General features: G+C 56.5%; 23 protein-coding genes and 1 other RNA gene. 16 read left to right on the forward strand and 8 right to left on the reverse strand.

Going from position 1 to position 25,437, the window contains the following annotated elements; genetic code table 11:
• Both ahpC and ahpF read left to right on the forward strand, forming a co-directional pair.
• On the forward strand, positions 1-513 hold a 513-nt coding region (ahpC, locus tag ADG881_RS13025; RefSeq protein ID WP_039927458.1), incomplete at its 5' end, for an alkyl hydroperoxide reductase subunit C.
• 98 nt (positions 514-611) lie between these two features.
• Positions 612-2,234: an alkyl hydroperoxide reductase subunit F gene (ahpF, locus tag ADG881_RS13030; RefSeq protein WP_007151522.1), complete on the forward strand. Its 1,623-nt coding sequence runs from the start codon at positions 612-614 to the stop codon at positions 2,232-2,234.
• Between the two features lie 189 nt (positions 2,235-2,423).
• On the opposite strand, the gene ADG881_RS13035 is transcribed toward ahpF, so the two are convergent.
• Both ADG881_RS13035 and ADG881_RS13040 read right to left on the reverse strand, forming a co-directional pair.
• The gene (locus tag ADG881_RS13035) at positions 2,424-4,229 is read right to left on the reverse strand and encodes a S8 family serine peptidase (RefSeq protein WP_007149010.1); all 1,806 of its coding nucleotides are present in this window, start codon (positions 4,227-4,229) and stop codon (positions 2,424-2,426) included.
• Between the two features lie 172 nt (positions 4,230-4,401).
• Positions 4,402-4,758 carry a hypothetical protein gene (locus ADG881_RS13040; protein WP_007150672.1) on the reverse strand — a complete coding sequence of 119 codons (357 nt, stop codon included), beginning with the start codon at positions 4,756-4,758 and terminating at the stop codon, positions 4,402-4,404.
• 159 nt (positions 4,759-4,917) lie between these two features.
• On the opposite strand from ADG881_RS13040, the gene ADG881_RS13045 reads away from it, so the two are divergent.
• The gene (locus tag ADG881_RS13045) at positions 4,918-5,187 is read left to right on the forward strand and encodes a hypothetical protein (protein WP_155133102.1); all 270 of its coding nucleotides are present in this window, start codon (positions 4,918-4,920) and stop codon (positions 5,185-5,187) included.
• A 32-nt stretch (positions 5,188-5,219) separates the two neighbouring features.
• Here ADG881_RS13045 and ADG881_RS13050 read toward each other — a convergent pair whose 3' ends face one another.
• Positions 5,220-5,690 (reverse strand): very short patch repair endonuclease, encoded by a 471-nt coding sequence (locus ADG881_RS13050; RefSeq protein WP_039926778.1) that lies wholly within the window; start codon positions 5,688-5,690, stop codon positions 5,220-5,222.
• A gap of 79 nt (positions 5,691-5,769) precedes the next feature.
• Here ADG881_RS13050 and dcm point away from each other — a divergent pair, with 79 nt between their 5' ends.
• The 5 genes from dcm to ADG881_RS13075 all read left to right on the forward strand — a co-directional run bounded on the left by dcm (position 5,770) and on the right by ADG881_RS13075 (position 11,993).
• Positions 5,770-7,077, forward strand: coding sequence for a DNA (cytosine-5-)-methyltransferase (gene dcm / locus ADG881_RS13055; RefSeq protein ID WP_007150915.1), 1,308 nt, complete (start codon positions 5,770-5,772; stop codon positions 7,075-7,077).
• 155 nt (positions 7,078-7,232) lie between these two features.
• Positions 7,233-9,137, forward strand: a complete 1,905-nt coding sequence (locus tag ADG881_RS13060) for a hypothetical protein (protein ID WP_007149921.1) — start codon at positions 7,233-7,235, stop codon at positions 9,135-9,137.
• Positions 9,121-9,951, forward strand: coding sequence for a hypothetical protein (locus tag ADG881_RS13065; protein WP_039926779.1), 831 nt, complete (start codon positions 9,121-9,123; stop codon positions 9,949-9,951). Before ADG881_RS13060 ends, ADG881_RS13065 begins: the two co-directional genes overlap by 17 nt.
• Positions 9,951-10,697 (forward strand): DUF6339 family protein, encoded by a 747-nt coding sequence (locus ADG881_RS13070; RefSeq protein ID WP_050760164.1) that lies wholly within the window; start codon positions 9,951-9,953, stop codon positions 10,695-10,697. Before ADG881_RS13065 ends, ADG881_RS13070 begins: the two co-directional genes overlap by 1 nt.
• Before the next feature lie 66 nt (positions 10,698-10,763).
• Positions 10,764-11,993 carry a type II restriction endonuclease gene (locus ADG881_RS13075; RefSeq protein WP_007148444.1) on the forward strand — a complete coding sequence of 410 codons (1,230 nt, stop codon included), beginning with the start codon at positions 10,764-10,766 and terminating at the stop codon, positions 11,991-11,993.
• Between the two features lie 650 nt (positions 11,994-12,643).
• Here the strand turns inward: ADG881_RS13075 and ssrA are convergent.
• Positions 12,644-13,000: a transfer-messenger RNA gene (gene ssrA, locus ADG881_RS17410) on the reverse strand.
• Between the two features lie 411 nt (positions 13,001-13,411).
• On the opposite strand from ssrA, the gene ADG881_RS13085 reads away from it, so the two are divergent.
• On the forward strand, positions 13,412-13,660 hold the full coding sequence (locus ADG881_RS13085) for a hypothetical protein (RefSeq protein WP_232211727.1): 249 nt from the start codon (positions 13,412-13,414) through the stop codon (positions 13,658-13,660).
• A gap of 91 nt (positions 13,661-13,751) precedes the next feature.
• Here the strand turns inward: ADG881_RS13085 and smpB are convergent, their stop codons facing one another.
• Positions 13,752-14,231 (reverse strand): SsrA-binding protein SmpB, encoded by a 480-nt coding sequence (gene smpB, locus ADG881_RS13090; RefSeq protein WP_007149529.1) that lies wholly within the window; start codon positions 14,229-14,231, stop codon positions 13,752-13,754.
• 169 nt (positions 14,232-14,400) lie between these two features.
• On the opposite strand from smpB, the gene ADG881_RS13095 reads away from it, so the two are divergent.
• Positions 14,401-15,969 (forward strand): sodium-dependent transporter, encoded by a 1,569-nt coding sequence (locus ADG881_RS13095; protein WP_007150506.1) that lies wholly within the window; start codon positions 14,401-14,403, stop codon positions 15,967-15,969.
• On the forward strand, positions 15,966-16,274 hold the full coding sequence (locus tag ADG881_RS13100; protein WP_007150195.1) for an RnfH family protein: 309 nt from the start codon (positions 15,966-15,968) through the stop codon (positions 16,272-16,274). Before ADG881_RS13095 ends, ADG881_RS13100 begins: the two co-directional genes overlap by 4 nt.
• Positions 16,275-16,319: 45 nt before the next feature.
• Here ADG881_RS13100 and ADG881_RS13105 read toward each other — a convergent pair whose 3' ends face one another.
• Positions 16,320-16,727, reverse strand: a complete 408-nt coding sequence (locus ADG881_RS13105; protein WP_007151389.1) for an outer membrane protein assembly factor BamE — start codon at positions 16,725-16,727, stop codon at positions 16,320-16,322.
• 187 nt (positions 16,728-16,914) lie between these two features.
• Between ADG881_RS13105 and fur the strand changes: the two genes are divergently transcribed.
• Entirely contained in the window at positions 16,915-17,319 is a 405-nt protein-coding gene (fur, locus tag ADG881_RS13110) for a ferric iron uptake transcriptional regulator (protein ID WP_007149572.1), read from the forward strand.
• A 74-nt stretch (positions 17,320-17,393) separates the two neighbouring features.
• On the opposite strand, the gene recN is transcribed toward fur, so the two are convergent.
• Positions 17,394-19,061 (reverse strand): DNA repair protein RecN, encoded by a 1,668-nt coding sequence (gene recN, locus ADG881_RS13115; protein ID WP_007150933.1) that lies wholly within the window; start codon positions 19,059-19,061, stop codon positions 17,394-17,396.
• A gap of 30 nt (positions 19,062-19,091) precedes the next feature.
• Complete coding sequence (locus ADG881_RS13120; protein ID WP_007150836.1) at positions 19,092-19,619, reverse strand: RDD family protein; 528 nt, start codon at positions 19,617-19,619, stop codon at positions 19,092-19,094.
• A gap of 148 nt (positions 19,620-19,767) precedes the next feature.
• Between ADG881_RS13120 and hrcA the strand changes: the two genes are divergently transcribed.
• The 4 genes from hrcA to dnaJ all read left to right on the forward strand — a co-directional run bounded on the left by hrcA (position 19,768) and on the right by dnaJ (position 25,097).
• Positions 19,768-20,817, forward strand: coding sequence for a heat-inducible transcriptional repressor HrcA (gene hrcA, locus ADG881_RS13125; RefSeq protein ID WP_007148673.1), 1,050 nt, complete (start codon positions 19,768-19,770; stop codon positions 20,815-20,817).
• Positions 20,818-21,154: 337 nt separating this feature from the next.
• Entirely contained in the window at positions 21,155-21,733 is a 579-nt protein-coding gene (gene grpE, locus ADG881_RS13130) for a nucleotide exchange factor GrpE (RefSeq protein ID WP_007148399.1), read from the forward strand.
• Between the two features lie 209 nt (positions 21,734-21,942).
• Complete coding sequence (gene dnaK, locus ADG881_RS13135; protein ID WP_007151185.1) at positions 21,943-23,868, forward strand: molecular chaperone DnaK; 1,926 nt, start codon at positions 21,943-21,945, stop codon at positions 23,866-23,868.
• 101 nt (positions 23,869-23,969) lie between these two features.
• A complete protein-coding gene (gene dnaJ / locus ADG881_RS13140) occupies positions 23,970-25,097 on the forward strand; it encodes a molecular chaperone DnaJ (protein WP_007150571.1) in 1,128 nt (375 codons plus the stop codon).
• Positions 25,098-25,437: the final 340 nt, after the last annotated feature.

The raw sequence follows: 25,437 nt of genomic DNA on the forward strand, positions 1-25,437 counted from the left end.
CAGGGCGAATTTGTAGAGATCTCTGATGCCGACGTAAAAGGCAAGTGGGCGATCTTCTTCTTCTATCCCGCCGACTTCACTTTTGTTTGCCCCACCGAACTGGGCGACGTGGCTGACAAGTACGAAGAGCTGCAGAACATGGGCGTGGAAGTGTTCTCCGTATCCACCGATACCCACTTCACCCACAAGGCATGGCACGACACCTCCGACACCATCGGGAAGATCAACTACTACATGGTTGGCGACCAGACCGGCACCATCACCAACAACTTCCAGGTGATGCGTGAAGGCCAGGGCCTAGCAGACCGCGCTACCTTCCTGATCGATCCGGATGGCGTGATCCAGGCCATGGAAATCACTGCCGAAGGTATCGGCCGTGATGCCGACGATCTGCTGCGCAAGGTGAAAGCCGCCCAGTACGTTCGCAACAATCCTGGCGAAGTGTGCCCGGCAAAATGGAAAGAAGGCGAAGCCACTCTGGCCCCGTCTCTGGACCTGGTCGGCAAGATCTAAATCTGCCTCAGGTTACAACAGTCCGGCGGGATCGCCGGGCTGTTGTCCCCCCGAATTTTTGACGTCACTGAATACGCTTTTACGTTAAGGGAAGACTCATGCTCACGAATGAAATTTTGCAGGCTCTCAAGGGCTACGCCGCCAACATGCAGAAGAAAGTCACTTTCGTGCTGCAAGCAGGCACCCACGACAAGCGCGATGAACTGGTCAGCTTTCTTTCCGACATCGCTGGTGTCAGTGACAACCTGGCGTTCGAAGAACGCGATATGGGCGACACCTTGCGTAGCCCGATCAGTTTTCTGCTGGAAGCCGATGGAGAAGACACGGGTATCCGTTTCTCCGGTATTCCCGCAGGCCACGAATTCAATTCCCTGGTGCTGGCGTTTCTGCATGCATCCGGGACAGACATCAAGCTGGACGACAGCCTCCAGCGCATGGTCGCCAATGCCAAAGGCGACATGCATTTCGAAGTGTTTATCAGCCTGAGCTGTCACAACTGCCCGGACGTGGTCCAGGCCTTGAACCAGTTCGCCTTGTTGAACCCGAACATTCGCGCGGAAATGATTGATGGCGGCCTGTTTCAGGACGTGGTCAACGAGCGCGACATTCAGGGGGTGCCCAGCGTCTACCTGAATGGTGAGCTGTTCGCCAACGGCAAGGTGACCGCAGCCGAGTTGATCGACAAGCTGCTCGAACATGACCCGAGCATTGCCCAGGCGGGCGCTGGCGAAAAAATGCCATTGCAGGACGTGACCGTGATCGGTGGTGGGCCTGCCGGTGTGGCGTCTGCCATCTACAGTGCCCGCAAGGGGCTGAAAGTGACCCTGATCGCCGACCGTATCGGTGGCCAGGTGAAAGACACCATGGATATCGAAAACCTGATCTCCGTGAAGAAAACCACTGGCCCGGAATTGTCCGGTGCGCTGCAGGCGCACATGAACGATTACGAGGTGACGGTGAAAGAGCACCTGAAAGTCGCCCGTGTGGAAAAGGGGGATATCAAGACAGTGGTGCTGTCTTCCGGTGAAGAAATTGATACCAAGACCGTGATCGTGGCCACCGGTGCCAAATGGCGCGAGCTGGGTGTGCCCGGTGAGAAAGAAAACATCGGTAATGGTGTGGCCTACTGCCCGCACTGCGATGGCCCCTTCTTCAAGGGCAAGGATGTGGCGGTGATCGGTGGCGGTAACTCCGGCATTGAAGCTGCACTGGACCTGGCCGGTATCGTTAAATCCGTGAACGTGTTCGAGTTCATGCCGGAGTTGAAAGCCGACAAGGTGCTGGTGGACAAGGCGGAGAGTAAAGCCAATGTCACCATCCACAGAAACGTGGCGACCAAACAGATCACTGCCAGCAATGGCAAGGTGGATGCCATCGAGTACGTGGACCGCGAGACAGAGCAAGTGCATACCCTGCCGTTGCACGGTGTGTTCGTTCAGATCGGTCTGGTGCCCAACAGCGATTTTCTGGAGGGTGTGGTCGAGCGTAGCCGGTTTGGTGAAATCGAAATCAACGAGAAGTGCCAGACCTCAGAGGAAGGCATTTACGCCGCCGGTGACGTGACCACGGTGCCGTACAAGCAGATTGTCATCAGCATGGGTGAAGGTTCCAAGGCTTCCCTGGCGGCCTTTGAATACCTGATGACCCAGGGCGACCGACTGGATGCCCTGTATGAAAGTGAAAGCAACACAGGCGAGCAGAAGGAATCTGCTGTCGCCTGACCCACTGGCGCTCACCAGTAGAAACGAAAAGCCACCGTTCGCGGTGGCTTTTTTGTTTCAAGCGGCGCCGCTCGCGCAACGGTTTTCGGCGTGTTGCTTGCGGCGTGAAGCATGATGCGTCTATTTATCAGACACAAAAAAACCGGCGCACCAGGAGGTTGACGCCGGCGAAACCGTAGGCAGAAAAAATTACGGGTTGGTGAGTAGCGTATAGGCACCGGAGCCACTCTGGGCCTGTACCTGCCAGCGGTAATACCCGCTGTTCACATTGGTATGGATCTCGGCTACACCACCTTGTGGGCTGGCGGTGGTTACGTTGTTCCAGCCGCAGAAGAACAGGAAGCAGCTTTGTGCTTGCAGGGTCACGGTGAAGCTGGCGCCCGCCGGGCTGTACAGCCAGGCGTCAATCTGCCCGCCGGAAAAGTTGAAACCGTTGGACGGCAGGATCGCAGAGCCACCGTTGTTCAGCTGGCCTTCATAGCGGGTGCAGTCCGGGCACGGGGAGGTGTCTGTTCCCACGCTCAGGGTCTGGTCGGTGCTGGCGGTCTGGTTGGCGGTGTCGGTAACGGTCAGGGTCACGGTGAAATCGCCATCCACCCCGTAGTCATGGCTGATCTGCTCGCCACTGGCCACATTGCCGTCGCCCAGAGTCCAGTCCCAGGCCGCTACGGCCACATCATCACTGGAGCCGCTGGCATCCAGCTCACAGACTGTGCCTTGGCAATCAGCGGTGAAGGCTGCGGTTGGCAGGCGGTCGATCCCGGAGCCGTCTTGCTGCGTGATCTGCAGTAACAGGTTAGGCGACTGGCTGCCCGGGTTGCTGATGGCGCCTGCTGTGGCGTCGTTTACCAGAGCCAGATTGACCGCGTCAGGCGTAGCGCTGGGGTTGGCGGCCAAATACAGCGCGGCCGCGCCGGCAGCATGCGGAGCAGCCATGGAGGTGCCATCAATGCTGGACGTCTGTGTATCGGATTGATACCAGGCCGAGGTGATGTCGCTGCCCGGTGCAAACAGGTCCACACAGGCGCCGTAGTTGGAAAAAGAGGAGCGCTGGTCCTGGCGAGTAGTCGCACCGACCGTCAGCGCTTCGGGCACCCGGTTAGGGGAGCCGTTACAGGCGTTGGTGTTGTCATTACCTGCAGCCACGACCATGGTCACGCCCGCTGTCACAGCGTTGGAAACGGCGGTATCCAGAGCGGTGGAAGTGAAGCCCCCGAGCGACATATTGGCGACGGCGGGTTTCTGGTGATTGCCGGCGACCCAGTCGATACCGGCGATAACGGCAGAGGTGCTACCGCTGCCGTTACAGTTAAGGACCCGTACTGGGATTACGTTGGCCTGTTTGGCCACACCATAGGTGCTGCCCGCTGCGGTGCCCGCTACGTGGGAGCCATGGCCGTTACAGTCTTCGTAATTGTCAGGGTCAACGCTGCCGCCGAACAGAAAGCCCAGCGCGCCGTCGGCGACAAAGTTACGTCCGGGCACTATACGACCGGTAAACTCCTGGTGGGTGGTGCGCACCCCGGTATCCACCACGTAGATGTTTACGTCGCGGCCGCCGTTGTTAGGGTATTGGAAGCTGTTATCCAGTGGCAGGGCCGGTTGATCGACGCGGTCCAGCCCCCAGGTGGCGTTATTCTGCACTGCCACCGTGGTGACGATGCGGTCCGGCTCAACAGAGATGACGCCGGGCAGAATGCCAAGCAAAGACGCCTGCAGGCTGGTCAGCCTGACGGTCATGCCCAACAAGGCGTTGTCATAGGTATAGAGCACCTCACCGCCACCAATGCCGGCCAGCAAGGTTTGAATGGCCGTGGTCAGGCTGTTAAGGCCCAGCTGTTCGGTGATGTTCGGAACCAGGGTGACAATATACTGGTTTTGGATGATGTCCCCGGCTACGGGGCTTTCGGTGTTGTCGTCGGCCCAGGCGGGAGATAAGACACTGCCCCCCAGGATAGTGGCCAGCACAGCGGCTTTGAATGTCGAACGCGGCATTGAGATACCCCCAGAATGTTTGGTTTGAAAACTAGGGAAACGCCGTGTATCTCTCCATGGGCAGGGTGTAGGTTTTTTGTTGCTATGAAAATGATTCAGGTGCGTGGAAGGCCCGTGCTCACTGGTGTGGGGTAAGAATGAGAACTGGTCGTGAAGATGCCCAGGAGGAGGCTTAAACCAGTCCGCTTAGCTGGGAAACGGTCTTCCAGACCAGCATCTGCATGCGCTGGGAGTTGATGGTTGGCTTCGCCAGGCAGGCAAACACCATATCTTTCACCGGCCAGATACTGATGCAGCCCTCCCGGCAGCGGATAAACACCTCCTCGCTATCCCCCAGTTTCAGCCCCTCCAGTACCCGGTCGCAGGCCTTTTTCATCTCAAAGAACAGTGCGCTCTGCTCATCAAAATCCAGCCCTTCACCAAAGTGCACCACCGGCATCCCGTCGCTGCTGATCAGAGAGACCAGAAGAATCTCGTCGGAGGAAGCGTGGAGGGATTCCAGGGGAGGGGTTAGGGTGGTGAGCTTCATTGTTGTTATCCGTTCGTGGGGCTTTGGTTCAGCTTAGGGGGCGGGCGAAGATGGGTCAAAAAGAAGCTGACAGGCGCTTGTCAGAAAGGGTTGAAGGCGCGGATTAGGGGCTTTACTTTTACTGGCTTTATGTACAGTATTCAGGGGAAGGAGGTCGCCATGATCAGTGAAAAGGATATTCCTGACTGGAACGATGAAAGCAAAGCCGGGCTTTTTGAGTGGTGGCATGAGATGGCGAATAGAGGGATGGCTTTTCATCCCGATGATTCTCCCTCAACCATTGTGTTCATCGAGAGCGGAGAGCCGATGTTTACTGCTGGCGCCTGTCGCAAGCTCGAAAGTATCCTTGTCCGGATGGAGCACCAACACGGGAACAGCATTTACGATGCCGGTTTTCAGGCGGTGTGGGAATGCCTGGCTACAAGTTGATCAAGGATGATCGAGTGCGCCTGCGAGAACCATCAATTTGGCCGACCAGCGGGTCTCTGTCTGATTTCGGCGTCATTTTCATCAAACTGCAGCCAGCGCACAGCGGTTTCTATTGTTTCCTTGATACCCAGCTTGTTTTTGCCCTTGAGGACGCATTCCCAGATGGTGAGCGTCTTCCATCCGAGTTTTCGGTATTCGACAAGGTTGGCCGCATCTCTCTTGCGAGTTTGTTCAATCTTCTGCTGCCAAAACTCCTGTCTGGTGCTGGGCCATTTAAATAGATGGCAATCATGGCCATGCCAAAAGCAGCCATTGATCTGGATTATTGCCTTGTATTTGGGGAAAACCAGGTCTGGTTTGCCGGGCAGGCGTTTTTCATGAAGTCGGTAGCGGAAGCCACGCCTGTGAAGCTCGGATCGTATGATGAGCTCTGGCTTTGTGTTCTGCCCCTTGATGTTGGACATCATTCTTGATCGGGTTTTGGGCGGCACAATATCAGCCATTGAGAGCTCTCTCTTGCTCAATGCTTAAAGATGCTTCGATGCTACATGCTTTTCAGGTATCCATGACTATGACTCGTTGATGCTGGGTCAAAAAGCATGCAAAATGCACAAAAAATTCCCGCCGGAGGGCTTGAAGTTGGGTAATGCAACCGTATATGAACAGCTGGAAGAGGCCCTTCGGGTCTATACACGTCGTGATTTAGCGCAAGCTCTGGAGATCAACGGGAGTACCTTGGGGCGTTGGTTAACCCGAGAAAACGAGCCCAAACCCTATGTGGCTGATCGCCTGACGCAGCTAATGCTGCCTTTTAATAGAGAGCCGGTAGCAGGGGATTTCAAGTTTGTGGATCTCTTCGCCGGAATCGGTGGCCTGCGTATGGCCTTTGAGTCTGCCGGAGGGCAGTGTGTCTTCACGAGTGAGTGGGACAGCTATGCTCAGCGTACTTACCTCGGTAATTTTGGTGATAGCCATCAGCTTAATGGCGATATTACAGAGGTGAATGCTGCTGATATCCCTGATCATGACGTTCTGCTTGCCGGGTTTCCTTGTCAGCCTTTTTCCATTGCTGGGGTATCCAAGAAAAATGCTTTAGGCCGTTCGCACGGTTTTGCGTGCGAGGCCCAAGGTACATTGTTTTTTGATGTCGCCAGGATCATTAAAGAAAAAAGGCCAAAGGCTTTCCTTTTGGAGAATGTGAAGAATTTAAAATCACACGATAAGGGAAACACTTTTAGGGTAATAATAGATACCTTGGAAAAAGAGTTGGGCTACCAGGTTCACGTTAAAGTGATTGATGGCCAGCATTTTGTGCCCCAGCACCGGGAACGAATTGCTATTGTTGGTTTTCGTGAGCCTATGCCATTTTCATGGGATGCCATGAAAATGGCAGGTAAGGGTGAGAAGAGGATGCGAGAGGTTTTGCACCGAGAAGACGGTTCTGAACCCTATCTTGAATGGGATGGCGACCGTTTCTTTGACCACGGAAAGGGTGAGGTGAACGAAAAGTACATTCTAACCCCGAAGCTTTGGAAATATCTGAAAGATTACAAGGCAAAACATCAGGCTAAAGGGAATGGTTTTGGGTTTGGCCTTGTCGGGCCTGATAGCGTTGCTCGTACCCTTTCTGCCAGATATTACAAGGATGGGTCGGAAATTCTTGTACAAAGAGGAAGGAAGAGACCGCGTCGGTTAACCCCTCGTGAATGTGCCAGATTGATGGGGTTTCCTGATGAATTCAGAATTCCTGTGTCTGATACCCGAGCATATAAGCAGTTTGGAAACTCTGTTGTGACGCTAGCTTTTCAGGAGGTGGCTCGGATCATGAGACCTTATATTGTCGAGCATGAATATTGGGCTTCTGAGCCTGATCTTCTGACAGTAAATTGAATAGAGGTGGGTGTTAAATTGTTTCTCTTCAGGTTTTGATGTCTCGCTAAAATCGCTCGCCCTTGTTTCAGAAAAGCACTTTCCGTCTGGACGGACTGTGCTATTAATGCGAGATTAAGTCCCTAAATTGACTGGCTTGCATTAAGGGACGGCATATGGGGTTGCTGTGGAGGTTTTTGCGCAATGAGGCGGAGGAAGATGAAGGGCTTGCTGATGCAGGTGTTGAGACGTTTAGAGATGCCCCCTTCGCAGGCCTCGCCCGCGAATGTGGCCAGAACAGTATCGATGCAGCACGACATTCCGGGCCGGATGGCAATGCTGAACGAGTAATCGTCCGCTTCTGGAAAGAAACCATATCGACAGAGTCTGTTCCTGATATAGCCGGATTCAGGGCAACGATTGAGGCCTGTCTGAGCCGAGCAAAGGACAGGGGGGATGATAAAGAAATTCAGTTCTTTGAGCGGGCCAAACGAATTGTCCGTGCCTCGGACATAGACCTGCTTCACGTGATTGATGAAGGAACCATGGGACTTATCGGCCCATGCGAACCTGGTACGCCCTATCACGCGCTGATCAAAGCTAAAGGCGTAAGCAAAAAAGGCGATGATACGTCCGGAGGCTCCTTCGGTATCGGAAAAAACGCGGCCTACGCAGTCTCAGCCCTGAGAAGCGTCTTTTATTCAACGGTGTATACGGACTCATCTGGTAGCAGTCAGTTTCTGGCGCAGGCCAAAGCTATTCTTGTTTCCCACAATAAAGGTCCGGGGCAGGAATACAGCGCGACAGGGTATTGGGGCGAGGCTGAAAACTATATGCCGGCCACGATTATGTCAGCGTTGCCCGAATGGCTGCAGAGGACTGAGCCGGGAACCACTGTGACAGCGCTAGGTTTTTTGTCAGAGGACGGGTGGGACTGGCGTATTGCTGAGTCACTGGTGCGAAATTTTTTCACGGCCGTCCACAACAGCAAAGTGGTTTTTGAGGTCGGGGATGGCCTTGTTATTGACCGGGACACCCTGCCAGCACTGTTTGTAAACGAAACGCTCCGTGAAGTTGCTTCTAGCCGTGGCTCTGATGAAGATCTAAAATTTAGTTATAACCTCTATCGTTGCCTGACTAGCCCGGAAAGCGCTCGCTATGAGGAGACCATTCAGGGGCTGGGAAGAGTAAGGCTATCAATTCTAATTGAGGACCGGCTCGAAAAGCAGGTTGGTCTAATTCGGAACGGAATGTTCATCACGTCCCGTTTCCGGCATTTCAAGGAGAAACTTGCCCGGTTTCCACTCCAAAAAGACTTCATTGCAGTTGTTGAGCCAATTGATGATAGTGCTTCCTCGCACATCAGGGCTCTGGAGAATCCGAGGCATGATGAGCTTTCTCCCGAACGGATTGAAGATCCTGAACTGAGTCGCTCCCTGAGGGAAGCTGTGAACAAAATGAATGCTTGGATCCGGGAGAGGATAAAAAGCCACACCACGCTCCCTCCGGATGACGAAGTTCAGCTGGATGACCTCAATAACTTTTTCGCGGCTCCGGAAGATAAAGCCGACAGAATACAGAATACAGGCACAAGCGAAAAAGATCCCACATCGATAAAAGTTGAAATGCGAAAGAAACCGGAGAGCTCGGGTGCATCAGCGTCTGGAGGGTCAGAAGGCGGAAGTGGCGGAAAGAAACCCGGGGGAAGCGGGGGGGCAACCAGCGGCCCAGGAACCGGTAAAGGAAAGGGTGGAGTAGCTGGGCCTCGAGGAGGACAGGTCCCGATTAAGGGATTACGTAATACAGTCAAAGGTGGCGACACCCGGTCCAGAAAGATTTTTTTTACACCGGAGAAATCGGGTACGGCACGACTGGATGTCATCGCCGCTGGTATTGCCGATGAAGAACGGCTGCCGGTTGTCGCGGCGCCGGGGCATACGGTAACCAAGGGTGCATGTGAGATTGAGCTGAAGGAAGGTGATCGGATAGCGATTTTGGTTGAACTGGCTGAACCATATGAAGGGCCAATTGAAATCTCGCTCAGCCTGAAAGAGGAGAATAACAATGAAGCTCAAGGCTGATACCCGCTTCCCTTACCCGGTGCTGGCCAGCTTTACGGATGACTATCCATCGGCAACATTCAGTTTGGACGTTGAGCCCGTCCGGGAAGTAACTGAAACCGGTGAAGTCGAGATTCGAGGCGAGCTCAGGCCCGGGGAGCGGTTTTTAGATCGTGTGCTCGCAGAAGGAAAGATGGCATGCGGATTGTACGTCACCTGCGAGCATACCTACTATTCGGAGTTTTTCCCGATCTCTCCCAGCAGCTGGAAGGTGTCCGTCAGCGGAGGGAATCTACGGGGCGTGGTTAAGCTCAGAGCTATCATCTATGTTGCTGTAGATACGCTATCGATGCCCGCAGGGTTAATTCATGAAGAGTTCGGGAAGCAGGATTTTCCGCTCAGAAAATACTCACTTGCTGGTGTAAGTGACGAGTTCGAATTTGATGCTGGCCTGGATAAGCTGGTTCCGATGGAGTCAGTCTTTCGTCTTGAATCGGCACGCAGTGTTGAGAATGGATTATTCAGGGTTGGTACGGATACTCAGGTCATTGTTATTCAGGTTCATCCAACGCTATACGAATCGTTGAATCTAGTTCGCAATAGCGGCCATGGGCGCCAGATACTGTTGTCCTCATTATACCTGCCATGTCTTATGGAGGTCCTTGATGTCGCTTCCAGAGAGAAGAGTGATCACCTCAGGTGGTACCGTGCAATTGAATCCCGTTGCCGTCAGGTAGGAGTGGAACTCGACGGAAAAGATCTCCTCAGAAAAGCACAGATGTTGCTCGACTGCCCGGTCGGCAAGGTGCATGAAGCGGTGGAGGCGCTGAGTTAATGAGCTTGAAGAAAGTACTTTATGTTGGTCAGGCGGTTGCTGATCATCTAATCGATTCGATTGATGAAAATGTCGAGCGATATTGCTCGGAAGGATTTCGGGATCTCGCAGAACAGGGTAACTGGGAGATTGCAACCAGCCTTACCTACGATCCCGGTCCCCTGAGAGAGCTTGACCCGGCCAGAACTGCTGAGGCGGAAATTAACAACTCAATACTGGTATGGCGGTCACTCAGTAGCTTAACCCCTTCTCTGGCAACGGAAAACAGAATCTGGATCCGGCTAACTCATCTTGAATGCCTTGGGTTCTGTCAGAAGCGCTGGCTTGAAGGAAAAACAGGGGAAGTTCTGGCTAAAGCGATTCGTGCTCACTTTTTTGCTGATACCCGGACGAGGTGGAGGGATGATAATGCTGTTTCGCGGCTCTGGTGGAACTACTGGATTGCTAAGCGACTAATGCCTGACGATCCTGAGAAGGCGCTGAGCATTATTTTTCGCTCGACTGACATGCGACTTAGCACCGTTGAACGCCCGGGGTTGTTTATCCGACCGGCAATTTCTGCCGGTATACTTCGGGCGTTTTCCCGGGATGAGTGGGTTCTTGCTCGTGAAGAGCACTGGCGCAAATTCATGACTGAATTGAATAAAGTTGGCGCTGGCAAGGTTTTCGAGGCGATGAAAGAAATGGAGGTAGACCAGTTGATGAGCAAATGCTTGGATCGTGCCAAGTTGGTATTAGCGTCCTGATTCGGTTTATAGGCGCCAGATTGTAGCTGTGTTCGGTTTCAGAATTTTCCGAGTGGAGATATTGCAGTGCTCGATTCAGTAAATGAGATCTTTGAGGGGGCGGCAGCGAAGTACTTGAGTGCTGTAGATGCCGATCCAGCTCGATCAAATCAACATGAGATCGGCGGGTTGCCCAGCGTGGGTTTTAAAAGCTATCTCGGGGCACCCGGAAAATCCGACAGGTACCACTTCCCTGCGCTAATGGCATACATCAAAGATGAGGAAGATGTCGAACTCTGCCAGGATATGGTGACTTGGTACGACGCACGCTGGAGAAACCCGAAACGCCCACCAGAGTATCGCCTTTACTATAAATCAAATCCTGTCACGGATTTGATCCAGCCGACAGATTTCTTGCTGGTAGCGAAGAAGCGTGACGGAAGTCTTCTCCTTCTTTTTTCCCCTGCCAGCTCATCCGTGGAATTTCAGCTGCGTCATCTTTTCGGTCTGTCGGGCGTCGACCAGAGCTTCACCTCTGCGTCCATGCCGTCACAGACCCTAATCCTTCCTATAAAGATGCTGCTGGAAGACCTTGGTGTCAGAGCATTCGACGTGAGTGAGGCTCAGAATGACCTCGATATGCTCTTGGCGAGATTTCCTGAAAAGTTTCCAAAAACAGCAGAATTTTCAGCAGTAGCTAGAGATGTGGCTGACTTTGATTGCATCGCAGATCCCGACAATGCTCTGATTGGCTGGATGGAGCGTGAGGAAGCGCTCTTCAGAGCGTACGAACGGCATGTGGTGTCTGAAAGGCTACGCTCCGGTTTCGGTGCTGCAGGAGACGATGTAGATGAGTTTATTGCATTCTCTCTGAGTGTTCAGAACCGCCGAAAATCACGGGTTGGTCACGCCTTTGAGAATCATCTGGGATTTGTTTTTCAGCAGAACAGGCTTCCATTTGAGAAGGGGGGTGGGGTGCGCGTAACAGAAAACAAGGCCAAGCCTGATTTTCTGTTTCCTGATTTCGGCGCCTACCACGACCCAGAATACCCTAAGGAAAAGATCTTTCTTCTCGGGGCCAAAACAACCTGTAAAGACCGCTGGAGGCAGGTTCTGTCTGAAGGTGACCTGCTGGACCGGAAATTCCTGGCCACACTAGAGGCTGGTATCAGTTCGTTTCAGACCGATGAAATGATAGCGAAGAATCTGCAGTTGGTCATCCCGGCGGCGATCCATGGAAGCTTTTCTGAAGCCCAGAAACGCTGGTTATACACCATGGCAGATTTTATTAAAGAGGTAAGGAAAGCAGCTCAATAAATAGTGGCCCTGGGCCTTAAGTGTTCGTATAAGGCTTGGAGGGGGCTTGCTCCGTGCCTGCTATCATTAAGATGATGGGAAGGCATAAAGAAAGTGCGCACAATCGAGGGTGCCTACTTTTCAGGTGCCTTTTATTGGCGAGGCGCCTGAAGCTCCTTCTTTTTGGCAATGCTAAGCAACTTCATCGACGCGCCGTTAGGTGCTTTTTCTCCCTGTTCCTACTGCCGAATCGTGGATGCACTGATGTCCAGGAATGCGGCAAATGCAGCCTGGCTGGCTTTTGTTTGTGTCCGGATAATTTTGATTTGTCCCAGTGTATATTTTTTACTTCAGGCAGGCAGAGTGCGTCGAATTCCCGCATGGAGCGGGCTTCGGGATCAGTCTTTCCCCGTGCGTCCGGTATTGGGTCAAGGGTCTTTCCTGGTTAACCAGCGAGGACTATCCCTTGCAGGCAAGTTATTCGCTGCGCTCAACCCTTCGGGGCCGCACTCCGTGCGTTATTCCGCTGCGCTACGTTCCTGCGGAAGTTTGATTCTTGGCGTCAGGCGTCAGGCGTCAGGCGTCAGGCGTCAGGCGTCAGTCAGCCGCCGCGCGGCACAAAAAAAGGGCCACCCCATCGGGGTGGCCCTTTTTATTTGCTACTTGCTGTTTGGTGGAGCCGGCGGGAATCGAACCCGCGTCCGTCAGCAATCCATCTGCAGATCTACATGCTTAGCCATATTTATTAATTTAAGCCTTCACAGCCCAATTGGCAGGACGTGAAGGCCGGGCCCCTAAGAGTTTTAACAGCGCCATCCGGGGCGGACTTTGCTGCGAGCCTGTGTTGCGATGCTCGCCGCTCTTCCCCACAGGCAGGGTCGATTGGCGATAAGCAGGGTTTAAGCTGCTAGTGCGTAAGAATCGTCGTTTGCGATTGCTTTAATGTGCCACAAATGATTTACGAGACTCGTGACCTTCTCGGCATGCACCACAGAATTCAGTACCGGCGTCGAATCCAGGTCGGCCCCTGTGATGGGTTCATTCTAAGGGATGGGGGTGGGGAAGTCGATTTCAATGTGCGGCCAGGGGATATGTCGGGCGACGGCGGAACTGACCATATATTGGTGGCGGGCGGCATGAAGGCTGTTCATTTTGTAATCAGAATGTGAAAAGTGTTACCTGAATACCCATTTCTTGTCCGACAATCCAACCTGATAACCTTGTGCTGTCATCTTTCGGGCGCACTATAGCGGTGTCATCACGGCAAAGTTACATCGGCCAGTGGTGAGGTTGAGCAAGCGATGTGCTGGCAGCCATAAGCGACCCAAGGGCATCGGGCTCAAATATTGTGTACCACACAATGGCTTTACAGCGAGCCTTGAGATTGACGTATCAAGAAGGCCGCTGATCAAAGCATTGTCGTTCATTGAAGGAGAAGGATGATGAACACGATCTTTCGGTCAGCAGGGCAAGTTTCCGAGAAGGCACTGTCGCCTTTGAAGGCTCAGCCGCTGCTCTACAGAGCGTTGCAATTGGTATTTGCGCTGGCTGCGTATGCAGCACGTATCTACTTGGTGAATATGGCGACTCCCGGAAGCACGTATTCCGGTGATTCTGTTCGCCGTTTACTTCCTGCCTGCGGTGCTTCGCGCCTGGCTGCAATTGTATTGGCAGCTGCGTGGCGATAGCCGTGCACAGGATGTAAATACTCGCCACACGGCGTAATCAAGACAGCCTGAGACAGTGCCCGGCGGCAGGGCGTGACGCCTCTTTACGGCGTCATCTCTGCCGCAGTATGCGCTGCTTCTGGCGATTCCAGTCGCGCTCTTTCTCAGTGGCGCGCTTGTCGAATTTCTGCTTGCCTTTGGCCAGTGCGATGTCGCACTTGGCGAACCCTTTCTTCCAGTACAGGCTTACCGGCACACAGGTGAAGCCGTCTTTCTGTACGCCGCCAAATACTCGCCCCAGCTCACGACGGTGCAGCAGCAGTTTGCGCGTGCGCGTCGGGTCCGGGTTCACGTGGGTGCTGGCGGTGTTGAGTGGCTCGAAACGGGCACCGAACAGGAAGGCCTCGCCGTTTTTCAGCAAGACGTAGGCTTCTGTCAGGTTACCTTTGCCGGCACGCAGGGATTTCACTTCCCAGCCTTCCAATACCAGGCCGGCTTCAAAGTGCTCTTCCAGATGATATTCGTGGCGTGCCTTGCGGTTTTGCGCAATGGTGGCCGACGGTGCGTTGGCTTTCTTGTTGGCTTTTCCCATAGGGCGGCGATTATAGAGCAAGGGGTGAGTGGCTGATAGCGGTTTGTCTGCTGTGGCTGTTGCGGGGGTGAGTGACTGCTTACCATCGTTTGCGCTGTTACTGGCCGTCACTTGAGCCGCCCTGCCAAAAAAAAGACAATACCGCCACGCGAACAAGAGTAATGGTGTTATGAAGCAAGAAAACAAGTCGGTCCATGGAGTATGGGGCAGCCGCTGGGTGTTTGTTCTGGCGGCAACCGGGTCGGCAGTGGGGCTGGGTAACATCTGGCGGTTCCCGTATATCACCGGGGAAAACGGGGGCGGTGCCTTTGTGCTGCTGTATCTGTTGTGTATTGCCGTGGTGGGCATTCCCATCATGGCTGCGGAGGTCATGCTGGGCCGCAAGGGTGGACTGAGCCCGATCAACACCATGCGCAAGCTTGCCGGCGAGAGCAAGGTCACCCAGCGCTGGGCGGGCATCGGGATTATGGGGGCGCTGTCCGCGTTTCTGATCCTGTCGTTTTATTCTGCCGTGGCCAGCTGGGCGTTGTATTACACCTGGGAGGCGGCCCGTGGCGTGTTTGAGGGCATCACGGCCACCCAGTCCGAGGCGCACTTTGACAGCATGTTGGCCGATCCCTGGCTAATGCTCGGTTTCCACTCCCTGTTCATGTTGCTCACCATGGTGGTGGTAGCTCGCGGGGTGAAGGGCGGGCTGGAAAAAGCCGTGCAGCTGCTGATGCCGCTGCTGTTTGTGCTGCTGCTGGTGCTGGTGGGGTACGCGGCGACGACGCCTGGCTTCAGCGAAGGCATGAATTTCCTGTTTGCGTTTGATTTCTCCAAGCTGACCGGCAAAGCCGTGCTGGTGGCTGTCGGGCAGGCGTTTTTCACCCTGAGCCTGGGGATGGGGGCGATCATGGCCTATGGGGCCTATATGCCCCGCGAAGTGACCGACCCGAAAACCGGCAAGAAGAAGCCGGTGTCGATTCTCTCTACCGTGGCCATTATTGCGGTGCTGGATACGCTGGTGGCGCTGGGTGCGGGCATGGCCATGTTTCCGCTGCTGTTTTCCGGGGGGCTGGAAGTGGGCCAGGGCCCGGGCATGATGTTCGTGACCCTGCCGCTGGCGTTCGGCAGTATCCCCGGTGGGGTGTTGTTCGGCACGCTGTTCTTCCTGCTGGTGGTGTGCGCCGCGTGGAGCTCGTCCATCAGCCTGGGTGAGCCGGTGGTGGCCTGGTTGGTGGAAAAGGGGCTGACCCGCGCCAAGGCCGCTATTGTGGTCGGGCTGGGGGCCTGGTTGCTGGGCGTGGGCTCGGTACTGTCCTTCAATGTCTGGAAGGACAATACGTTCCTGGCGGGAACCTTCTTCGACAATATGGAATTCCTGTCCACCACGGTGATGTTGCCGTTGGGTGGCCTGCTGATCGCCATCTTTGCGGGCTGGGTGATGAAGGAGACCCATGCGCGCAAGGAGCTGGGGATCAAGAACTTCAAGCTGTACCTGGTGTGGCGCGCGCTGGTGCGGATTTTCTCTCCGGCGGCGGTGGTTGCCTTGTTTGTGTATTCCATCTGGAGTGCGGTGGCGCCTGCCGATGAGGTGGCCCCTGTGCAGGAGCCGGAGCCGGTTGCGCCGGCGGCATCGCAAGCGCCGGGTGTGGAGGCCGAAACCGAAGTGCCTGCGCCGGTGGCGGAGCCGGCGGATGATTCAGAGGGTTATGAGGTGCCACCAGCACCGGCCGCTGTGGAGCCTGCACCGTGAGCGATGCCATGATTCACGTGGAAGTGACCTATGCGTTGCCGGAAAAGCAGCGTTTGATAGGCCTGGATGTGCCTGAGGGTACCACCATGCTGGAGGCCGCGCGGTTGTCAGGGATCGATGAGCAGTTTGCCGACCTGGAACTGGGCAAGGCGCCCATGGGGGTGTTCGGCAAGGTGGTGGCGAACCCGGCGGGGCATATACTAAAGGCGGGTGAACGGGTGGAGATCTACCGCCCGTTGACGGCCGATCCGAAGCTTAATCGCAAGAAACGAGCGAAAGAAAAAGCCTCTGCAGACAAGGGCTGAGAGGCTTTTTTGTGGCGTGGTCAGTCAGCCATGAAAGTGGTGCGTTTATTCGGCGTCATCCTTGCGATCCGCGGCTTTGCGCTGTAATTCCAGATCGTTGCGGCCGGACGTCTTGGCCTTGAAGTCGTCGATGACTTCGCCTTCGTAGCGGCTGTAGGCGCCGTTCTCGAAGTGGACGGAAATAGTCTGGCTAACGTTCTCACCCTTGCCGGGCCGGTAGGTCATTGGGTAGAGCCACAGGTCCGGAGTGAACGGGTCCACCAGGGTGGGGGCACCGAGAACATAGCGCACTTGCTCCGGCGACATGCCTGGCTGCAGTTCGCTGAGCATGTCTTCGGTGACGAAGTTGCCTTGCGGAATATCAATTCGATAGACGCCGGGGAAGCGCAGTGAGCTGCAGCCAGCGGTGGCCAGAAGAGATATCAGTGTCAGTGAAACAAGAATGCGGGGCATGATTTTCGACTTCGCTAAGTGTTCGGGCGATAATACAGACTTGGGAACCTATGACAAACTCCGGTCTGGCTGTCTGGACCTGTTCCATAGACAGCCAGCGGGGCGATGAGTTCGCCCTGGTGCCCCGGTGGTGCAGATTTCCCGCCCTTTTCAAAACCGCCATTGATTGGCAGATGGAGCATACGCATTGGATAATCAGGATCTCAGAAAAGCGGGCCTTAAAGTGACCCTGCCGCGGGTGAAAATCCTGCAGCAACTGGAAAAGTCTGAAGAGCGTCACTTGAGCGCGGAAGACATCTACAAGTCACTGATGGATTCCGGCGAGGATGTGGGGCTGGCCACGGTATATCGTGTGCTGACCCAGTTCGAGCAGGCGGGCATGGTGCTGCGTCATAACTTTGAAGGCGGCTCCGCCGTATTCGAGCTGGCCGATGAGGACCATCACGACCACATGGTGTGCATGGAAACCGGCCAGGTGGTGGAGTTCATGGATGACGTGATCGAGAAGCGCCAGCATGCCATTGCCGAGGAGCACGGTTACGAAATCGTGGATCACTCGCTGGTGTTGTACGTCAAGCCGAAGAAGAAGTAGTAACGCCTCACGCAGCACGCTTCATGTCGCACACGGGCGTGGTGCCTGTTGCGTGAAGCATGCTGCGTTTTTTGTCATGCAGCCTGGGCTTTGCTCAGCATCTCTTTGGCGTGATTGCGGGTGGATTCGGTGATTTCCACGCCACCCAGCATGCGCGCCAGCTCTTCCACTCTGGCGGTTTCGTCCAGCCCCTGAATGCGGGTGTGGGTGGTGTCGTCCCCCTGAATCTTGTGTACCTGCCAGTGCTGATGCCCCTGGCTGGCAACTTGTGGCTGGTGGGTAATGCACAGCACCTGGGCGTGCTGGCCCAGCTCGCGCAGTAGCCGGCCGACGATCTCGGCGACGCCGCCGCCCACGCCCACGTCCACTTCGTCGAAGACCAGGCTGGGTACAGTCAGGTTGCGCGCGCAGATGACCTGAATGGCCAGGCTGACCCGTGACAGTTCGCCACCGGACGCCACCTTGCCCAGCGGTTTGAGCGGTTGGCCCGGGTTGGCAGAAAACAGGAATTCCACCTCTTCCAGGCCGTCGGGCGTGGGGCTGCACTCACTGAGGCGCGCATCCAGCTGGGCCGCTTTCATGCCCAGGGCGGTGAGTTGTTTCTGGACTTGCTGGCTGAGGGTCTTGGCGGCGCTGCGGCGGGCCTTGCTGAGCTTGCGGGCGTTGTCCATGTAGTGTTGCTGGGCGCTGCTTTCCTGTTCGGCCAGGGCGTGCAGGTGGGCATCCACATTGCCCAGCGCGTCGGATTCGGCCAGCAGACTGCGATGGTGTTCCACCAGTTCTTCCGGGCGAATGCGGTGTTTGCGGGCCAGGGTGTAGCACTGGCTCAGGCGTTCTTCCACCTGGCTCAGACGGGCCGGGTCCAGATCCAGTTTTTCCAGATAATGACGCAGATCATCGGCGGCGGCTTCCACTTGCAGACGGGCGGATTCCACGGTGTCGGCAATGCTGCCCAGGCCGTCGTCGTTGTTGCGGGCGTCATCCAGCCAGTGGCTGACCTGGCTGAGGTGGTCGTTGCAGGTGCCGTCCTCGCCTTCATAAAGCGCGTTCAGGGATTGCTGGCAGACGCGGATCAGACTTTCTGCGTTGCCCAGCCGTTGCTGTTCCTGCTCTAGCTGTTCCAGCTCGCCGTCTTGCAGGGCGAGGGCATCGAGCTCCTCCAGCTGGAAGCGCAGCAGCTCTTCCTTTTCGTTCTGTTCGCGGGCCTGATTAAGGGCCTCGTCGTGGGCGCGGCGGGCTTTCTGCCAGTGGCGCCAATGCTCGCGCACGCTGTTGGCCAGGTCGCGGGCGTCGGCAAAGTTGTCCAGCAGCTGGCGGTGGGCGTCTTTTTTCAGCAGCGCCTGATGTTCGTGCTGGCTGTGGATGCTGATCAGGCGTTCGCCCAGCTCGCGGACTTCCGCCAGCGGGGTGGGGGTGCCGTTCACATAGGCCCGGGAGCGGCCGTCGGCACGCACGGTGCGGCGCAGCAGGCACTGTTCTTCATCGTCCAGTTCCCGTTCGGCAAGCCATTGGCGGGCGGCCAGGTTGTTGCTCACATCAAAGGTGGCCAGCACCTCGGCGCGATCGTGCCCGTGGCGAACGATGGAGGAGTCGGCGCGATCGCCGAGGGTGAGCCCAAGGGCGTCGATGATGACGGATTTGCCTGCCCCGGTTTCGCCGCTGATGACGGTGAGCCCGTTCTCGGGCTCCAGTTCCAGCTGGTCAACGGTGGCAAAATGACGAACGCTCAAGTGTGTCAGCATGGTGTTCCTCCGGAACAGGCAAAATCGTTGCTAAGCGGTGGTGCTCTGGGTCTGGATGACCTGGGTGCCGGCAAGGTGGTCGTGCAGGCAACGGCGATCGGACCGGAAAATCAGTAACGGGTCGAGAATCATGATCAGGTTGATGCCGGGCAGCTGGGCGAGCACGTGGAAAACAAAATAGCGCAGGCCATAGAGCTTGCCGGCGGGCACGTTGTCCTGCTCCATGCCGACGATGCGCATGTTGAGAATTATTTTGCCGATGGTTTGCTGGCGGTTGAACAGGAGCCAGCCCTGCAGGGCCAGGAAGATCAGTTCCCCGGCGATGAACAGGCCGATGCTGGTGGTCAGGTTGATGTCGCCGTTGCCCTGCATCAGGGCGTCCCAGATGCCGGTGAAATAGATGATCGGGCCGATCACCAGTAACTGCACCAGGCCATCGATGAGGGCGCCGAGCAGGCGGTACAGGCGGCTGGCCAGTTCCGGTGTGTCGGGCTTTGCCTGGCTCTGGATAGTGCTGTCCGGGGCCTGGTAGGGGTTGTGCGGGTTTTCGTCGGTCATGATGACATCCTTGTTACGATGACTGCTCTTATGGACAGTGTTGGTTAATGGTAGGGGATTCGCACGGAGAGTGTAAGCCCCTGCTCAATGAAACCCGGCCGCGCTTCTCTATATAATAGGGAGGTGATTTTCTGGTACATATACCCCCATGACAAAGCTGGATCTTAACGAACGTAAACAACGCCTGCTGATGACGCTGGTGGAGCGGCATATCCGTGATGGCCAGCCGGTGGGCTCGAAGACGCTGGCCAGTGGCAGCGGCCTGACGGTGAGCCCGGCCACGGTGCGCAATATCATGTCGGAGCTGGAGGAGCTGGGGGTGCTGAGCAGCCCGCACACCTCGGCGGGGCGTATTCCCACGGAGCTGGGTTATCGCCTGTACGTGGATTCGCTGCTGGCGACCAGTGTCATGGAGCGCCCGGATCACCGGCATCTGAAAAAAGAGCTGCGGCAGATGCTGGCGCCGGAGCAGTCCTCCCAGGAGTTGATCGCCCAGGCCTCAAAAACCCTGGCCGAGCTGACGCGCATGGCCGGGCTGGTGGCGGTGCCGCGCCGTGAGGTGTCAACGCTGCGGCAGGTGGAGTTCCTGCCGCTGTCGGGCAAGCGGGTGCTGGTGGTGCTGGTGATTAACCGCTCCGAGGTGCAGAACCGCATTATTCACACCGACCGGGATTACGATGAGGTGGAGTTGCGCCAGGCGGCCAATTACATCAATCACACCTATGCGGGTTGTGACCTGAACAGTATCTGCGATGGTTTGCTGAACACCATGAACGCCGACCGTCAGCAGATGGATGCCCTGATGCAGACGGCGATGGCGGTGGCGGACAAGGCCCTGCGCACCGAGCGGCCCGATTCCGATTATGTGGTCTCCGGGGAGTCCAACCTGATTCAGTCCGCCGAGGCGGAAAACCTGGGCCAGCTGCGAAACCTGTTCGATGCCTTCAATCACAAGCGCGATATCCTGCATCTGCTGGAGCGCTCCATGAAGGCCGACGGGGTACAGATTTTTATCGGTCGCGAATCCGGCTTCCAGCCGTTCGAGGATTACTCGCTGATTTCCGCGCCCTACAAGGCGGATAATGGCCCGGTGGGTGTGCTGGCGGTGGTTGGCCCCACCCGCATGGACTATGAAAAGGTCATCCCCACCGTGGATATCACCGCCAAGATCCTCTCGGCGGCGCTGACCCAGCTATAACCCGCTGTAGGAGTACCAGTTATTCGCTGCGCTCACCCCTTCGGGGCCGTCTTCGACGTTCCTGCGCTTCGCTTGGTGAGGCGCGAAAATGCCGCGTCGAGTTGCGAGAAGCGAGTGTCGAAAGGTAAAACCCTCGGTTGGCTCGTCTTCCCGGTTTTTGTGCTCTCTTGGCGCGGCCTCTTGCACCTCAGAAGCTGACCGGGGTATCCCGCGACGCTGTCAATTGCCCACTATCCACTGTCAACTGCCTTCCTCCCCCTTGAATCCCACCCGATAGTTCCCATATCTTTGCCGGCTTTCCTGAGTTAAGGCCCCGTTCGGGGATGTGGAGTGAGTAATGAGTGAGCAGGAAAAAGAACAGAAGGGCGCCGAGCCGGAGCTGGAAACGGTGGAAGAGCAGCAGGCTGCTGCAGACGCCGACGCTGAGCAGGCAGAGCCCACCACGGAAGAGAAGCTGGCTGAGGCGGATGCCGAGCTGGCCAAGGTGAAGAAGGCGCTGGCTGAGGCGGATGTGCGCGCCCAGGCAGAAGTCCAGAACGTGCGCAAGCGTGCCGAGCGGGATGTGCAGCATGCCCGCAAGTTTGCCCTGGAGAAGTTCGCCGGCGATCTGCTGAGTGTGGCGGACAACCTGGAGCGCGGCCTGGCGGCACTGGATGCCGAGGACGAGGCCCTGAAAGGCGCCCGTGAAGGTATCGAGCTAACGCTGAAATCCCTGCTGGACGCGTTTGCCCGCTACAACCTGGAGCAGATCGCTCCGGCAGACGAGCCGTTCAATCCTGAATTGCATGAAGCCATGACCATGGTGCCGGTCCCCAATGTGGACCCCAATACCGTGATCGAGGTGCTGGAGAAGGGCTACCAACTTAACGGCCGCCTGATTCGCCCGGCGCGGGTGGTGGTCAGCAAGGCCCCCTGATGATCAGGGCCGATGCCTGAGGCCGGTTGCGAACGCGGCTCTGGGCCCGGTTTTCAGCGTCAAGGCCGTTACAAAAGTGACGCACTCAAAATCAACAGGCTCCCTTGAAATGCCGGCAGCGACCGCCATATAGGAGCCAGACGAATTAACAATTCAACTGCCTGGGGCGCCGACAGGGTCCCGGCTGGTGTGAAGGAGATAGAACGACTATGGGTAAGATTATCGGTATCGACCTGGGTACGACCAACAGCTGTGTGGCCGTGCTGGAAGGTGACAAGACCAAGGTTATTGAAAACGCAGAAGGTGCGCGCACTACGCCGTCCATCATCGCCTACACCGACGACAAGGAAACCCTGGTCGGTCAATCTGCCAAGCGTCAGGCGGTGACCAACCCGGAAAACACACTGTACGCGGTGAAGCGTCTGATCGGCCGTCGTTTTGACGACAAGGTGGTTCAGAAGGACATCAAGATGGTGCCCTACAAGATCACCAAGGCTGACAATGGCGATGCCTGGGTGGAAGTGAAAGGCGAGAAAATGGCGCCGCCGCAAATTTCTGCGCAAGTGCTGAAGAAAATGAAGAAGACCGCGGAAGATTACCTGGGTGAGACCGTCACCGAGGCCGTTATCACCGTGCCGGCTTACTTCAACGATTCCCAGCGCCAGGCTACCAAGGATGCCGGTCGCATCGCTGGCCTGGACGTGAAGCGTATTATCAACGAGCCCACTGCGGCGGCCCTGGCCTATGGCCTGGACAAGAAGGGTGGTGATCGCACCATCGCCGTGTATGACTTGGGTGGCGGTACTTTCGATATCTCCATCATCGAAATTGCCGAAGTGGATGGCGAGCACCAGTTTGAAGTGCTGGCCACCAACGGTGACACCTTCCTGGGTGGTGAGGATTTCGACCTGGCACTGATCAACTTCCTGGCGGATCAGTTCAAGGCGGACTCCGGCATCGATCTGGGCGGCGACCCGCTGGCCATGCAGCGCCTGAAAGAAGCGGCCGAGAAAGCCAAGATTGAGCTGTCCTCTGCCGAGCAGACCGAAGTGAACCTGCCGTACATCACGGCAGACAGCACCGGTCCCAAGCACCTGGTGGTGAAAGTGACCCGCGCCAAGCTGGAATCCCTGGTGGGTGATCTGGTGAGCCGTTCACTGGAGCCGTGCAAAACCGCGCTGGCCGATGCGGGCGTGAAAACCGCCGATATCACCGACGTGATTCTGGTGGGCGGTCAGACCCGTATGCCGATGGTGCAGAAGAGCGTTACCGAGTTCTTCGGCAAAGAGCCGCGCAAGGACGTGAACCCGGATGAAGCGGTTGCCATGGGTGCAGCGATTCAGGGCGCGGTACTGAGCGGCGACGTGACCGACGTGCTGTTGCTGGACGTGACCCCGCTGACCCTGGGTATTGAAACCATGGGTGGCGTGATGACTCCGCTGATCGAGAAGAACACCACCATCCCGACCAATGCGTCGCAGGTGTTCTCCACCGCGGACGACAATCAGACCGCCGTGACCGTGCATGTGTTGCAGGGCGAACGTAAGCAAGCAGCGCAAAACAAGTCGCTGGGGCAGTTCAATCTGGAAGACATTCCGCCGGCACCGCGCGGCATGCCGCAGATCGAAGTGACCTTCGATATCGATGCCAACGGCATTTTGCATGTGGGCGCGAAAGACAAGGCCACTGGCAAAGAGCAGACCATCCAGATTAAAGCCTCCTCCGGCCTGTCCGACGAGGAAGTGGAACAGATGGTGCAGGACGCGGAAGCTCACGCGGACGAAGACAAGAAGTTCGAAGAGCTGGTGCAGACCCGCAACCAGGCGGACCACCTGGTGCATGCGACTCGCAAGACCCTCGAGGAAGCCGGCGACAAGGCGACCGACGAAGAGAAAGAGTCCATCACCAAGGCTGTGGACGAGCTGGAAGAAGCCGCCAAGGGCAGCGACAAGGATGATATCGAAGCCAAGATCAAGGCGCTGTCCGAAGTGTCCGCACCGCTGGCCGAGAAGATGTACGCCGAGCAGGCCCAGCAGGCTGAAGGTGCTGCCGGCGCCGAAGGCGGCGAGCAGCAGAAAGGCGATGACGTGGTCGATGCCGAGTTCGAAGAAGTCGACGACGACAAGAAGAAGTAAGTAACGCCTGAAGTCTGACGCCGGACGTTGGACGCGGATGCTCTTTGGCTTCTGCGTCTGGCCTCCGGCGTCGGGCGTCTGGCTAAGCCAAAGGCTTATCTATGTCCAAACGTGATTATTACGAAGTGCTGGGTGCGGCGAAGGATGCCAGCGCGCAGGATTTGAAGAAGGCTTATCGTCGCCTGGCGATGAAATACCATCCGGACCGTAATCCGGATGATGAAGAGGCGCTGGCCAAATTCAAGGAAGCAAAAGAAGCCTACGAAGTGCTGGCCGATGAGCAGAAGCGCGCGGCCTATGACCAGTTCGGCCATGCCGGCGTTAACGGTCAGGGTGGTGCCGGTGCTGGCGGCGGCTTCGGCGGCGGTGGTTTTGGTGACATCTTCGGCGATATCTTTGGCGACATCTTTGGTGGTGGCGGCGGCGGACGTCGTGGCCCTGCCCGCGGTGCAGACCTGCGTTATACGCTGGAGCTGACCCTGGAGCAGGCCGTGCGCGGCTGCGATGAAAAGATCCGTATCCCCACCTGGGATGGCTGTGATGTCTGTCATGGCACTGGTGCCAAAGAAGGCAGTCAACCGGTAGCGTGTACCACCTGTGGTGGCGTCGGTCAGGTGCGCATGCAGCAGGGGTTCTTTACCGTGCAGCAGGCGTGTCCCACCTGTAAGGGTGAAGGCAAGATCATCAAGGATCCCTGTGGTAACTGCGGTGGCCAGGGCCGGGTGCAGAACACCAAGACCCTGTCGGTGAAGATTCCGGCGGGCGTGGATACCGGTGACCGCATCCGTCTTGCCGGTGAAGGCGAGGCGGGCATGCACGGCGCGCCGTCCGGCGACTTGTATGTTCAGGTGGCCGTGCGTGAGCACGACATCTTCCAGCGCGATGGTGACAACCTGTTTTGCGAAGTGCCGATCAGTTTTGTCGATGCCTCGCTCGGTGGTGAGCTGGATGTGCCCACCCTGAATGGCAAGGTGAAGCTGAAAGTGCCGGCGGAAACCCAGAGCGGAAAAATCTTCCGTCTGCGTGGCAAAGGTGTGGCGCCGGTTCGTGGCGGTGCGCCGGGTGACCTGCTCTGCAAGGTGGTCATCGAGACCCCGGTGAAGCTGTCCGGTGAACAGAAAGAGTTGTTGCGCAAATTCCAGGAGTCTCTGGAGAGTGGCGGTAACCGCCACAACCCGCGCAAGAGCAGCTGGTTCGAAGGCGTTAAACGGTTTTTCGATACCAAGTAAGCGTTCTGGTCCGCTTAAAAAAGCCCGGCATGATGTCTCATGCCGGGCTTTTTTTTGGTTCTTCACGGATTAGAGTGAATAACTCGCTTTTCGCCGTCTGATGGGGTTATCGCGAATACCCGGCACTTTGCCAAACGCTCAACGCCGGATGCCTGACGTAAAACCCCATAGCCTGAGAGGTTGTCGTTCTTGTGGCATCTCCTTTAAGGGGTATTCAGGGGCATCATTCAGGCAATAATCGGGTAATGCATTCTGCGCAGAAAGCATGGCGGCCAAGGTTTTCAGGTTTTGAATTCAAGCGTCCGTCGTCCGGCATCCGGCGTTGAGCGTTTGGCAAAGT

Source organism: Alcanivorax sp. DG881, from assembly GCF_000155615.1.
Classification (GTDB): Bacteria; Pseudomonadota; Gammaproteobacteria; order Pseudomonadales; family Alcanivoracaceae; genus Alcanivorax.